The organism is Pediococcus acidilactici (genome assembly GCF_016127815.1).
Classification (GTDB): domain Bacteria; phylum Bacillota; class Bacilli; order Lactobacillales; family Lactobacillaceae; genus Pediococcus; species Pediococcus acidilactici.
In genome coordinates, this window is sequence record NZ_CP066046.1 from 816,000 (window position 1) to 830,159 (window position 14,160).

Below are 14,160 nucleotides of genomic sequence, written 5' to 3' on the forward strand. Positions count from 1 at the left end.
ATCCCCCTTACTATTCGACTGGGACTTCCTTCATCCGGTATGCTTCAATTACATCACCGACTTTAATGTCGTTGTACTTTTCGATTGTTAGACCAAGATCAAATCCGCGCTTAACTTCCTTAACATCGTCCTTGAAGCGCCGGAGACTGCCTAACTTACCATCGTAAATGACCACGCCATCCCGAATCAAGCGTACGCCGGCATCCCGGGTGATAAATCCTTCGGTTACGTATCCACCAGCAATGGTTCCAATCCGAGAAACTTTGTAAGTTTCCCGAACTTCAACTTGTCCGATTACTTCTTCTTCGTAAACTGGTTCAAGCATTCCCTTCATTGCGGATTCAACTTCTTCGATTGCCTTGTAAATAACTTGGTGTAACCGAATCTCAACGTCTTCAGAGTCAGCCATTTGCTTAGCTTGTGCCGTTGGCCGCACGTTGAATCCGATAATGATTGCGTTACTTGCGGCAGCTAAAGTGACGTCACTTTCGTTAATTGCTCCCACGGCCTTATGAATAATGTTAACCCGGACGCCTTCAACATCAATTTTTTGTAAACTATCTGCTAAGGCTTCTACCGAACCTTGAACGTCAGCTTTAATAATGATGTCAACCTTCTTCATTTCACCTTCCTTAAGTGAATCGAAGAGGTTATCTAAAGTAACGTGGTTGTTACGTTTGCGTTCTTCCATTTGAGCACGTTTTGCCCGTTCTTCACCGGCTGCCCGTGCTGATTTTTCGTCATCGAAGACTACGAAACGGTCACCAGCTTCGGGAACGTCGTTTAGTCCTGTAATTTCAACTGGGGTTGATGGAGTAGCTTCCTTAACCCGCCGACCATGTTCGTTAGTCATTGTCCGAACCCGACCAAACGTGTTTCCAATTACAACTGGATCACCCACGTGCATAGTTCCTTGTTGTACTAAAACAGTCGCAATTGAACCTTTACCAGGGTCCAATTGAGCTTCAATTACGGAACCAGCCGCATTTTGTTCAGGGTTAGCTTTTAGTTCTAAGACTTCAGCTTGTAACAAGATCATGTCGAGTAATTCGTCTAAGTTCTTACCAAACTTAGCTGAAATTTCAACAAAGATCGTGTCGCCACCCCATGATTCAGGAATCAAACCATATTCCGTGAGTTGTTCCATTACGTGGTTAGGATTTGCACCTGGCTTATCGATCTTATTAACCGCAACGATGATTGGCACTTCTGCAGCCTTAGCATGGTTAATCGCTTCGATAGTTTGTGGCATTACCCCATCATCTGCAGCGACAACTAAGATGGTGATATCAGTCACGTCAGCACCCCGCGCACGCATTTCAGTGAAGGCCGCGTGTCCTGGAGTATCTAAGAAGGTGATTAGCTTATCGTCATGCTTAAGTTGATAAGCACCGATTCCTTGAGTAATCCCACCAGCTTCGCCTTCTGTAATGTGACTATGACGAAGTTTATCTAGTAAAGTAGTTTTACCATGGTCAACGTGTCCCATGATGGTAACTACTGGCGGACGATTTTCAAGATGATCCGTGTTCTTTTGTTCATCTTCAAACATCTTGTCGATATCTGAAATATCAACTTCCACTTTTTCTTGTGCTTCGATTCCGTAATCGGCCGCTAATAGTTCAACCGTGTCATTATCAAGTGATTGATTTTGGTTAACCATTACACCCATCATGAATAACTTCTTGATGATTTCAGCTGGTTCACGGTGAATCTTTTTAGCAATTTCTGCAACGTTGATGCCTTCGCTATATTCAAGTACCTTTGGCAACGGCTTTTCTTTACGAGCCGTAACGACCTTCTTTTGGCTTTCTTTCAAACGGCCGTCGCGTTTTGCCTTACGGTTTTTCTTCTTGTTTTTACGGTTTTCTTTGTTGAAAGGACGGTTGTTGCCCCGGTTATTGTTAAACCGATTGCCGTTCTTAGAACCGTAGTTTTTGTTATTGTTTGTCCGTTCTTTGCTTGCTTCAGGTGCAGCCACTGCTTCCGCAACCACCGGCCGCTTGTTAGTTTGCGGGGTAGTGTTAGAGTGGTTTTGATTTAAACGCTTATGTTCTTGTGAACGTTCAGCATTATTTCTTACGTGCTTTTTATGAGCAGGTTGGGGCTTTTCATGAGCAATTTCACGATTTGCTTGAGCTGCCATTCGTGCTGCTTCCGCAACTGATGCCCGAATCGCCTTTTGCTTGTCTTGGCGTTCGCTTTGTTCACGCTTTGGCCGATTTTGACCGTTATTTTGGTTTCGATTACGGTTTTGGTTATGATTGCGGTTATCCCGTGTTCGGTTATTACTTTGCCGCTTTTCTTCTTTTGTATGATCTGTATTTTTGTTATCGTTAGTGTTTGATTTCAATCTTTGAATACCCTTCGCACCATTTTTATTTGGTTGGCCGCTCTTTTTCACAACGGTCTTACCAGTTTTACTAGAGCGGAACTTCGGTGTCCGCTTTTCTGCCGGTTTTTCGGAGCCAGCATTTTTCTTAAAAGCTTCCCGAAGGTGCTTTTCTGAATCGGCATCGAGTGTTGACATGTGATTCTTGATGTCAAGACCATCTGCTTGAGCCTTTTCAATAATTTCTTTACTCGAAACGTTGATTTCTTTGGCTAATTCATAAATTCTTTTTTTGCCCATCGTTTCACGCTCCTATTCATTTAATCTCTTGAGGAACCCTTCTGCGAAACCCTTATTGGTGGTTGCCACTACCGAGCGCGATTGTCCAATTGCTGCTGAAATTTCTGCTTTTGAGCCAGCAACGACTACCGGGATTTCATAAAAATGGCATTTATCAATAATTCTCTTCCTACTGGATTCTCCAATGTCTTCTGCCAAAAGTACTAGCCTGGCTTTTTTGCTTCTAATTAAATTCAAGACCAATTCTTGCCCCGTCGTCAAGTTTCCCGACCGGCGCATTAGCCCTAAATATTGTTGAACTGCGGGTTTCATTACTTATCCCCAAACAATTCTTTACGGGCCTGTTGGTGATCAACGTATGCAATTAAGTCATCATAAAATTGATCATCGATTTTAACCTGAAAAGTACGGTCAAAAATCCGCTTTTGCTTGGCCTTCTTAGCAATTTCGACGTCTAGTCCAATGTAAGCACCGCGTCCAGCAGCTTTTCCAGTTGGGTCAATGGACACTTCGTTTTCTTTGTTTTTAACCACCCGGACTAGCTCACGTTTTGGAAACATTTGGTTAGTTACAATATCTTTACGCATCGGGATCTTTCTAGTTTTCATTGAAATGTACCTCCAATGGGCTTATTCTTCGTCGCTATCGTCGTTTGATTCACTTTCCAAGACATTTTCATCAACTGTGCTTTCGTCAGCACTGCTTTCAACTTCAGTGGCAGAATCTGCTACTTCTTCGTCGTCATCTTCTTCAACAAATTCAGCAGCATCAGTTTCTGATTTAATATCAATCTTATAGTTAGTCAATTTAGCAGCTAAACGTGCATTTTGTCCCCGTTTACCAATGGCTAATGATAGTTGGTAATCAGGCACAATGACGATGCAAGAATTTTCTTCTTCTTCGTTAAATAAAACATCGATTACTTCTGCTGGGTTAAGGGCGTTGGAAATAAATTCTGCATCGTCATCTTCCCATTCAATTACGTCCATGTTTTCGCCATGTAATTCGTTAACGATGGTTTGAATCCGTTGACCGCGGGGACCTACACAGGTTCCAACCGCATCAATGTCCGGGTTATTTGACCGAACCGCTACCTTAGCGCGGTCGCCAGCTTCCCGTGCAACGGACATAATTTCAACCGTCCCGTCGTAAATTTCTGGGATTTCTTGTTCAAACAAGCGTTTCAACAATCCTTCATGACTGCGAGAAACAAAAATTTGTGGTCCACGTCCACTATACTCTACTTTAGTTACGTATACCTTAATGTGGTCGTGTGGTTCGTATTGTTCACCAGGGATTTGGTCTTGTTTAGACATTACGGCTTCTACGCCACCCAAGTCAACATATACGTACCGGTTATCCCGTCGAGCAACTTCACCAGTTACCATTTCGTCGAGGTATTGGCTGTACTTTTCGTAAATAACTTCGCGTTCTGCTTCCCGAACCCGTTGCATAATTACTTGCTTAGCGGTTTGGGCAGCAATCCGGCCAAAGTTTTTTGGCGTTACTTCAAAACGAATTTCATCATCTAGTTCGTAAGCCCGGTTAATTTGCAAAGCATCTGCTAAACTAACTTGTAATTGGTCATCTTCCACTTCTTCCACTACTTTCTTAACAGCGTAGACGTGGATATCACCCTTCCGTTCGTTGAATTCTACTTCAACATTTTGTGCTTGACCATAATTACGCTTATACGCAGAAACTAGGGCAGCTTCCAGCGCTTCAATAACTACGCTTTGCTTAATTCCCTTTTCCTTTTCTAAGTTAGCAAGAGCGGTAACCATTTCTTTACTCATTTTTAACTCTCCTCTAAATCTTGATTGCTAATCTAGCAAACGCCACTTGATTGTAAGCGACTTTCAATTCTTTATGTCTAGTTTTATCTAGGTAATCTAAAACTAATTCATCATTTTCAAAGCTCTTGAGGTATCCTTCAAACACCTTTTGCTTGTTGATTGACGCATATAATGAGATATGGATATATTCCCCTACAGCAGCTGCCAAGTCCTCCTTAGTCTTTAAAGGACGTTCTGCTCCTGGTGAAGAAACCTCCAAGAAATAAGCTTGTGGAATCGGATCGGGATCTTGCTGATCCAAGAGTTCGCTTAATTCGTCGCTGACCATGGCGCATTCTTCAATGTTAATTCCGCCAACTTTATCAATATAAAACCTGAGGAACCAACCCTGACCCTCTTTCACGAATTCAACTTCCACTAGTTGGAAATCATGACTTTCAATAACGGGTCTAGCTAATTCCGTTATTTTTTCAACAACATTGCTACTCAAATTTGAACCTCCCGATTTATATTTTGCCAATAAAAAGAGTGAGCATCGCTGCTCACTCACTTAACGAGTATCAAATTACTAACTCTAATATAGCATTGTTTTGCAAAGATTGCAAAATAATCTAGAAAAGACTCAATTGATTTTCATCAGGTAACCCTGCTAAAACATTATTTTCGGTCATAAAATCAATTAGCGTTTGAGAAACGTGGCCCCGTTTTGCAAGATCTTCCTTAGAAAGGAACGGCTTATCGGCCCGAGCAGCCACGATTTGTTTAGCAACGTTTAATCCCAGACCAGGAAGCGCGTTAAATGGGGCAATCAATGAGTCGCCATCAATTAACCACTCTTCCGCATCCGATTTTTCAAGGTCAATCATCTTAAAGTTGAAGCCTCGTTCGACCATTTCATTAGCTAATTCCAAAACAGTCAACAAATTCTTTTCTTTTGCTGAAGCTTCATTACCCTTGTCATTAATTTCTTGCATCCGGTTTTTTAAGGATTCTTTTCCCCGAGACATCGCCACGATATCAAAATCGTCGGCACGCACGGTAAAGTATGCTGCATAATAAACTAACGGATAATAAACCTTAAAGTAAGCAATCCGCAACGCCATCAAGACGTAAGCTGAAGCATGGGCCCGCGGGAACATGTACTTAATCTTCCCGCACGACTCAATGTACCAATCAGGAACGTTAGCTGCACGCATTTTTTCTTCGTAACCTTCTGGAATCCCCTTACCTTTCCGAACACTTTCCATGATCTTAAAGGACGATTGCGAATCAAGTCCATAATGAATCAAGTCCATCATGATATTATCCCGGCACCCAATAACATCTTTTAACGTAATGGTTCCCGCTTTAATTAACTCTTCCGCATTTCCTAACCACACGTCGGTTCCGTGAGAAAGTCCTGAAATCTGTAATAGTTCAGAATAAGTGGTTGGATGGGTTTCTTCTAACATCCCCCGAACAAACCTCGTACCAAATTCTGGAATTCCTAGCGTACCGGTCTTGGATTTAATCTGTTCTTCTGTAACTCCCAACACTTCGGGACCGGAGAAGATTTTCATTACTCCCGGGTCGTCAGTAGGAATGGTTTGCGGATCAATGCCAGACAAATCTTGCAATTTCCGGATCATGGTCGGATCATCATGGCCCAAAATATCCATTTTTAAAATATTATCGTGAATCGAATGGAAATCAAAATGGGTCGTTTCCCAGGCTGCAGTTTGGTCATCCGCTGGGTATTGGATCGGACTGAAATCATAGATATCCATATAATCAGGCACGATCAAAATTCCCGCTGGATGTTGTCCGGTCGTCCGTTTAACTCCGGTAGCTCCCTTGGCAAGCCGTTCAATTTCGGCACCACGCAAATGCTGGTTAGTGTCCCGTTCGTAAGCCTTCACGTAGCCATAAGCAGTCTTATCAGCGACGGTACCAATTGTTCCAGCGCGGAAAACGTTATTCTTACCGAACAAAACTTGCATATAGTTATGCGCAATTGGCTGGTAGTCTCCTGAAAAGTTTAAATCGATATCCGGAACCTTATCTCCCTTAAAGCCTAAGAAAGTTTCGAACGGAATGTCTTGACCGTCACCAATCATCAAAGTCCCGCATTCTGGACACTTCTTATCTGGTAAATCGTATCCAGAACCATATTCCCCTTTAGTATAGAAATGAGAATATTGACAGTTTGGACAGCGGTAGTGTGGCGGCAACGGATTAACTTCGGTAATTCCAGACATCGTAGCTACAAAACTAGAACCAACCGACCCCCGGGAACCTACCAAGTATCCGTCTTTGTTACTCTTGTGTACTAACCGCTGGGCAATTAAATAAATTACTGAGAAACCATTTCCGATAATACTGGTCAATTCTTTATCTAACCGCTCGCTAACTATTTCGGGCAATTCTTTACCATAAAGAGCATGAGCCTGATCCATTGCCAACTGCTTAATTCGGTCCTCAGCACCCGGCATTTTAGGCGTATATAGCTTATCCTTGACCGGACTAATGTCATCAATGCTATCCGCAATTTGATTAGGATTTTCAACCACAATTTGGTGGGCAGTTTCTTCCCCAAGAAAACGGAAGGCTTCCAGCATTTCATCCGTGGTGCGGAAGTGCACGTCAGGCAATTCGGTCCGGTTTAACGGGTTAGCTCCTCCTTGAGAATTAATCAAAATCTTCCGATAAATTGCATCTTGCGGATTAAGGTAGTGCACATCGCCAGTAGCCACTACCGGAATATCTAAATCTTTACCCAATTTAACGATATTGCCGATAATTTCTTCCAATTTGTTAGTGTCACTAACGATTTCTTGGTCAATTAACGGTTGGTAAACTGGTTTAGGCATTACTTCCAAATAATCATAAAACTTAGCCCGATCCCGTGCTTCAACGTAACCCTTTTGTGCCATCGCGGTGAAGACCTCACCACTTGAGCAAGCAGAGCCCACAATGATGCCTTCCCGTAATCGTTCTAACTCTGAACGCGGAATTCGTGGCACCCGATAGAAGTACTTAACGTTTGACAACGAAACTAATTTAAATAGATTCTTCAACCCAGCTTGCGTTTTGGCAATCAAAACTGCGTGATTCGGCCGAGCATGTTTATACGCGTCGTTTTCCGTCATGTGATCATTTAGTTGATCATGATATTCAATTCCATAACGCTCTTCAGCATCTTTTAAGAACAAATAGCAAAGGTGTCCAGTCGTTTCCGCATCGTAGATGGCCCGGTGATGATGTTCTAGAGCTACGTTAAACTTTTTAGCCAACGTATTTAACCGGTACCCTTTTAAGGTTGGGTATAGGAAACGAGCTAAGGTTAACGTATCAATAATTGGATTTTTAATCTCTTCCATCCCGTGCCGTAGATAGCCGGTATTCATAAAACCAATATCGAAGGTAACGTTGTGCCCAACAATAATCGCGTCTTCATAAAATTCCCGGAATTTGGTAAAAACTTCCTTTTCCGAAAGCGAACCCCGGACCATTTCGTTAGTAATGCTGGTTAAGTTAATGGTGGTTTCAGATAACGGAAATCCTGGATCAATGAACTCTTCGAATTCATCAATTACGTTACCATTTTCCATTTTAACCGCAGAAAGTTCGATTACCTTGTCATAAATCGCAGACAAACCAGTCGTTTCCACGTCAAAGATGACGTATTTACCGCCTTTAAGTGCGCGGTGTGCACTGTTATAAGCAATCGGTACCCCATCATCTACCAGGTTAGCTTCCACACCAAAAAGTGGTTTAACCCCGCTTTTCTTACCAGCGGCATATGCTTCAGGAAAGGCTTGTAACCCAGCATGATCGGTAACGGCAATGGCCGGATGCCCCCATTTAGCAGCCTGGCTGACAAAGTCGCTAATACTATTAGTAGCGTCCATCGTACTCATGTTAGTATGCAAATGCAATTCAACCCGTTTTTCGTCAGCAGTATCTTCGCGCTCTGCGTGACTGATTTGGGTGACATCATAAGCATTCATGGTAAGGTCCTTCATGAAGCTATCTTCTTGCACACTCCCACGCACACGTACCCAAAGTCCTTGTTTGACTGCCGCAAATAGTTGTTCATCACTTTCATTACGTGAAAACTTCTTGATGGTAATTGAAGAAGTGTAGTCAGTAACTTTAAAAATTAAAAGTTGCCGTTCTGAACGCAAAGTTTTAACTTCTACATCAAAAATATACCCCTCGATGGTTACCGAACGTTCCTCTTGGTTAATATCCCGTAACTGTGTAACCTGCTCTTGGTCACTAATCGGTTTACCAATTTGAACCTTCCCGTTGAATTGGGGAGCGGCTTTTTTCTCGGTAGCCTTCTTCTTTTCCGCTTTTTTAATTGCCTCGGTTGCTTTTTGGACAATTTCCTTATCACGTTTAATTTTTTCCTCGTGATATTGGGCTAAGCGTTGTTCGGCTCCATCATTGTCAATCGCTACCTGGATTTTAAATTGGGGAAAGCCGGCTTGCTGATATTTCTGTCCAATTGTCCGTAACGCTTCTTCGCTAAGCAAATTTTGGCTGATTTCATTATCGACCTTAACCGTTAATACTTGGTCTTGAAAATCAGGAACTGCCTTATCACATAGTACCTGTAATAACGAGGATTGAATGCCACTATGCTTAATAATCCAATCCCAGTATCCCGCTACTTGTTCTTTAGTGATTGTATTTGCCCGAGTGGTAATTTGGTAGTCTACGTTTGCAATGGGTTTGAAAGTATGTTTCAATCGCTCATCAAATTCTGCAAACTGATCATAAGGTAGAATATCGTCCCACTCAAAATTAAAAAACCAGCGTTTCGAATTTGCATGAACCGTTAAATTCTTAATTAGTCCTTCGCCAACCGCTGGCGGGGCCGACCAATCTATTTGTTTTAGCAAAATTTTAAATTGCTCATTTTCTGATAAACTCAATTTTTTGGTCCTCCTGGTACCACAATACCCAATTTCCTAAAGTGCTTATTAATTTAGGTTTTGCTTCCCTAAAAAATATCTGGGGTATGAACGATTAAAAGCTGGGTTACCCCCAGCTTTCAGTCTTCCCAATTATTACTGGGCTTGATTTAATAAAATTTCGACCGTATTCTTCAATTCAGCCAACTTAACTTCAACCGTTTCGCCAGTTTGACGCAATTTAACTTCCACAATTCCTTCACTAGCTTTTTTACCAACCGTGACACGTAAAGGAATTCCAATCAAGTCTGAATCCGCAAACTTAACTCCAGCCCGTTCTTTACGATCATCAATCAAAACGTCGTAACCTGCCGCAACTAATTCTGTATTAATTTGTTCAGCAACTTGCATTTGTTCGTCATTTTTCGCATTAACTGGAATTACGTGCACGTCAAATGGCGCAATATTCTTCGGCCAAACTAGCCCATTTTCATCAGCTAACTGTTCTGAAACTGCAGAAAGTAACCGACTAACCCCGATACCATAGCAACCCATGATAACTGGAATTGCACGTCCGTTTTGGTCAAGAACGGTTGCATCCAATGCCTTAGAATATTTGGTTCCAATCTTAAAGATGTGGCCAATTTCAATTCCCTTGGTGAACTTTAATTTGCCCTTCCCATCGGGTGCTAATTCGCCTTCTTTAACAGTTCGAATATCTGCAAACTGATCTACATCGAAATCACGACCCACGTTGACATTAGTGTAATGGTAGCCATCTTCGTTAGCGCCAACCACACTATTTACCATCTGTTCAACATACTTATCCGCAACAATTTGAATATCTTCTGGTCGTTTATCAAAAACGGGTCCTAAATTACCAAAATGTGCACCAGTTAAACGTGTAACTTCTTCTTCAGTTGCTTCCCGTAATTCATCAACATGCAGCAAGTTGGTCAGCTTAACTTCATTAAGTTGATCATTTCCACGAAGTAACGCTAAAACCGGTTGGTCGTCCGCCATCAAAACCATGGTCTTGATTAAGCGCCCATCATCTACACCGAGTTCCTTGGCAACTTCGTCAATTGAATGGGCATCCCCAGTAGCGACCTTTTCAATTTCAGCGGGATTTTCATGCATTTGTAAATCTTCGTAAACGCTGCTGGCCATTTCGAGGTTTGCAGCATAGTCACTTTCTTCTGAGTAAGCAATGGTGTCTTCTCCAATCGATGCGATTGCAGAAAATTCTTTAGAGTCATGACCACCCATTGCACCAGCATCTCCAACAATTTCGCGATATTTGAGACCACACCGGTCAAAAATATTTTGATAAGCTTTCTCGAAAGCACGGAAGCTTTCGTCGAGTGTTTCTTCATCCGCGTGGAAAGAGTATGCATCACTCATTAAAAATTCTCGTCCACGAAGTAATCCGTAACGGGGGCGGTCTTCATCCCGATACTTCATCTGAATTTGATACAAAGTTAACGGGAGTTTTTTATAAGACTTTACTTCGTCCCGGATTAACGTTGTCATAGTTTCTTCGTGAGTAGGTCCTAAAATAAAATCCCGGTCGTGACGGTTTTTAAATTTATATAATTCTTGGCCGTAAGTTTCATAACGACCTGATTTTTTCCATAACTCGGCAGGCAGCACCGCTGGGGTAAGCATTTCTACCGCGTCGATTGCGGTCATTTCTTCGCGAATGATCCGCTTGATTTTTTCCATTACCTTGTATGCCATTGGTAGGTAGGCGTACATTCCGGCCGAAATTTGGCGAATGTAACCAGCCCGAAGCATCATTTTGTGACTAAGCACTTCCGCATCATTTGGAACTTCTTTTACTGTAGGTATTAAAATCTTAGATTGTTTCATATTTTCAATTCGACTCCCTTTAAATCATTTAGAAAAAGTATCTTTGAATATCGTTCCAAGTAACTAGCAGCATTAGCAACATTAAGAAACCAAAGCCGACTAGTGTAATCATATTCTCTGTCTCCATTTTCATTGGCTTACGCCGAACCACTTCAATTAAGTTTAATAAAATCTTTCCGCCATCTAACGCTGGAATGGGCAATAAATTGACGATTCCAAGGTTTAAGGATAGGAATCCCAGAATATATAAAACTGCATTGAAGCCTTGTTGGGTGGCTTTTGACGTGGTTGCGTAGATTGCTACTGGTCCACCCAGATCATTTAAACTAAAGCCGTGCAGCATTTGTGCTAAAGCACTAAATAAAGCCTTAGTCATTTGCCAAGTCCCCGTAAAACCGTACATAATTCGAGAACCCAGATTAGTGGTCATTGATGATTGAATCCCAATCATTCCGACCTTTTTTTGACCATTATTAACCGCCTTAGGGGTAACCCGCACCGAACGAGTCTTCCCATTTTTTTGCAGCTTAAGCGTTATCGACTGTTTAGGGTGGCTTGAAACGGCTTTTGAAATTGCCGACCAATTCTGCGTCTTTTGACCATCTACAGCAACGATCCGGTCGTTATTCCTAACGCCCGCTTTTTGAGCCACTCCGTTATCAATTACCTGAACTTGATTTGAATTTGAAGGCACCGCGCCTTGCAAGATCCCCATTAACGCAAAAACCACGATGGCTAAGATGAAATTATTAAATGGCCCAGCAAAATTAGTTAGTAGTCTGCGCCAAACCGATGCTGATTGGAACTGTACGTCACGGGGAGCGATTCGTACTTCGGTTCCATCTTTTTCAACAATCGTTGCATCGTGATCGACTGCAAAACGTTTGGTCGCACCTTCATCACCGTTTTCGTAACCTTCGATGAAGAGTGCGTCTTGCAGATCAAATTTAGTAACGATTAACGGTACACCGACGGCAGAACGAAACTTCTCAGAAGTATTGATTGTAGTTACTACTCCCGCAGAATTGGTTGTTAACACTACCGGCTGTCCCGCTTTTAATTCCTCGTCTTCTTCATCCAAGCCCGCCATTCGTACGTAGCCGCCGATTGGGAGAATTCGCAGGGTAAACGTGGTTCCACGTCGTTTAAGATCAACAATCTTCGGTCCCATACCTACTGAAAATTCACGGACTAAAATGCCGGACTTTTTTGCAGCCAAAAAATGTCCGTATTCATGGACGATAACTAAAATGCAAAAAACAATCAAAAAAGTAATTACCGTAGTAATCATCAATAACTCCTAACTGGTCGTTAAAGTAACCCAAACAGATACGCCATAGGTAAAACTAATAGCAAACTATCAAAACGATCGAGGATTCCACCATGTCCCGGTAGAATCTTTCCTGAATCTTTTACGCCGTAGAACCGCTTAAGGGCAGATTCAATCAAATCCCCCATCTGTCCCGCGATTGAAAGAACAAAACTAAATAACACGGTTGCTACTACTCCATGGTTAATTGCACCTAATAATGAGAAGATAACTCCTACAATAACTGCGACAACGGTTCCTCCAATGGAGCCTTCCCAAGTCTTATTAGGACTAATTTGGGGAGCAAGTTTTCTTTTTCCTAATTTACGGCCAATTAAGTACGCGCCGCTGTCCGTGCACCAGACGGTTAATAGTAGGTACAAAATCATTCCTAGGCCAATCGTCCGCGCTTGTACGAACAAATTAAATCCTACTCCAATATAAAGCATGGTTAATGTGAGAATGCCCGCATCGTCAAAGTTAAACCGATTTTTACTAAAAACGGTCCGAATCATTAACGCAATCGCAAACACCATAAAAATCGCCGGAGTGTTAATCTGGCTGGGTAAACTATGTAGCCATGTTTTTGGTGCTACTAAAAATAAAGTACCCAAAATACTCAAAATTGCTTCTGGAGAAACTAACAAAATTTTTTTCATGATTAAAACTTCGCTCATGGCAACTCCAGCTAGTACTAGAGCAGCAATTTCAATAAATGGTCCCCCAAGCAAAATAATTGGAATAAAAATTATTAAGGCCACCACGGCCGTAATTACTCTTTGTTTCAAAACTAATTCCTCACTTTTTAATCGCACCAAAACGACGGTCGCGTTTTTGATACTCTTTAATCATTTCCATAAAGGTTTGTTCATTAAAATCTGGCCATAGCGTATCGGTAAAAACCAATTCACTGTACGCGATTTGCCATAAGAGAAAGTTTGAAATGCGTTCTTCACCACTGGTTCGAATCAACAAATCCGGATCTGCTAAATCGCCTAAAAAACTAGTTTGCAAATTCCGCGCAATTAATTGTTCATCAATGGCCTCCGGAACAATTTCTCCGTTAGCAACTTGTTGTGCAATTGAGCGGGTCATTTGGGTAAGCTCATCTCGGCTACCATAATTTAACGCAAAGTTTAAGATCATTTTAGTTCCATGTGCAGTATCGCTAATTGCCCGGTTTACTGCATCTTGGGTAGCTTGTGGTAAGCCTTCAATATTGCCAGTGACCTTCACCCGGACTCCCTGCTCGATTAATTCTGGCACAAAGGTATCAAAAAAGGTAATTGGAAGCTTCATTAAGAATGAAACTTCATCCTGCGGCCGTTTCCAATTTTCCGTTGAAAATGCGTAAAGCGTAAGCACCTTCACTCCTAGACTGCTTGCCGCTTTAGTGATTGTTTTGACTACTTCCATTCCCCTTTTATGTCCCGCAACCCGTGGCATAAAGCGCCGTTGCGCCCACCGGCCGTTTCCATCCATAATAATGGCCACGTGGTTAGGAATGTTTTCATTTAGCGTTATTTTACTTTGTTGATTTGCTTTCATTAAAAGAAGCCTCCAAGTTAATGGTTATTATTTTACCAAAAAAAGGGCATAAAATCATTTTCCCGTGAAAATAAAAGAGTTAAAACAACCCTACGGTCCAGT

10 protein-coding genes are annotated in these 14,160 nt (G+C 42.0%); all 10 read right to left on the reverse strand.

Translation table 11 applies throughout. The features are described from left to right. Nucleotides 1–10: 10 nt before the first annotated feature. Nucleotides 11–2,632 carry a translation initiation factor IF-2 gene (gene infB, locus I6H64_RS03995; RefSeq protein WP_008840885.1) on the reverse strand — a complete coding sequence of 874 codons (2,622 nt, stop codon included), beginning with the start codon at nt 2,630–2,632 and terminating at the stop codon, nt 11–13. Between the two features lie 12 nt (nt 2,633–2,644). Then, nucleotides 2,645–2,944 (reverse strand): L7Ae/L30e/S12e/Gadd45 family ribosomal protein, encoded by a 300-nt coding sequence (locus tag I6H64_RS04000; RefSeq protein WP_002831553.1) that lies wholly within the window; start codon nt 2,942–2,944, stop codon nt 2,645–2,647. Beyond that, nucleotides 2,944–3,240: an RNase P modulator RnpM gene (rnpM, locus tag I6H64_RS04005; protein WP_002831551.1), complete on the reverse strand. Its 297-nt coding sequence runs from the start codon at nt 3,238–3,240 to the stop codon at nt 2,944–2,946. Before rnpM ends, I6H64_RS04000 begins: the two co-directional genes overlap by 1 nt. A gap of 21 nt (nt 3,241–3,261) precedes the next feature. Continuing rightward, a complete protein-coding gene (nusA, locus tag I6H64_RS04010) occupies nt 3,262–4,428 on the reverse strand; it encodes a transcription termination factor NusA (RefSeq protein WP_005916766.1) in 1,167 nt (388 codons plus the stop codon). Nucleotides 4,429–4,441: 13 nt separating this feature from the next. Further along, nucleotides 4,442–4,918 carry a ribosome maturation factor RimP gene (rimP, locus tag I6H64_RS04015; RefSeq protein WP_002831548.1) on the reverse strand — a complete coding sequence of 159 codons (477 nt, stop codon included), beginning with the start codon at nt 4,916–4,918 and terminating at the stop codon, nt 4,442–4,444. Nucleotides 4,919–5,039: 121 nt separating this feature from the next. Next, nucleotides 5,040–9,350 carry a PolC-type DNA polymerase III gene (locus I6H64_RS04020; protein ID WP_008840882.1) on the reverse strand — a complete coding sequence of 1,437 codons (4,311 nt, stop codon included), beginning with the start codon at nt 9,348–9,350 and terminating at the stop codon, nt 5,040–5,042. Nucleotides 9,351–9,485: 135 nt separating this feature from the next. Further along, the gene (locus I6H64_RS04025; protein WP_008840881.1) at nt 9,486–11,201 is read right to left on the reverse strand and encodes a proline--tRNA ligase; all 1,716 of its coding nucleotides are present in this window, start codon (nt 11,199–11,201) and stop codon (nt 9,486–9,488) included. A gap of 28 nt (nt 11,202–11,229) precedes the next feature. Then, complete coding sequence (rseP, locus tag I6H64_RS04030; protein WP_005916758.1) at nt 11,230–12,492, reverse strand: RIP metalloprotease RseP; 1,263 nt, start codon at nt 12,490–12,492, stop codon at nt 11,230–11,232. Between the two features lie 20 nt (nt 12,493–12,512). Next, complete coding sequence (locus I6H64_RS04035; RefSeq protein ID WP_002831543.1) at nt 12,513–13,298, reverse strand: phosphatidate cytidylyltransferase; 786 nt, start codon at nt 13,296–13,298, stop codon at nt 12,513–12,515. 10 nt (nt 13,299–13,308) lie between these two features. Further along, nucleotides 13,309–14,058 (reverse strand): isoprenyl transferase, encoded by a 750-nt coding sequence (locus I6H64_RS04040; protein WP_002831542.1) that lies wholly within the window; start codon nt 14,056–14,058, stop codon nt 13,309–13,311. Between the last annotated feature and the right edge of the window lie 102 nt (nt 14,059–14,160).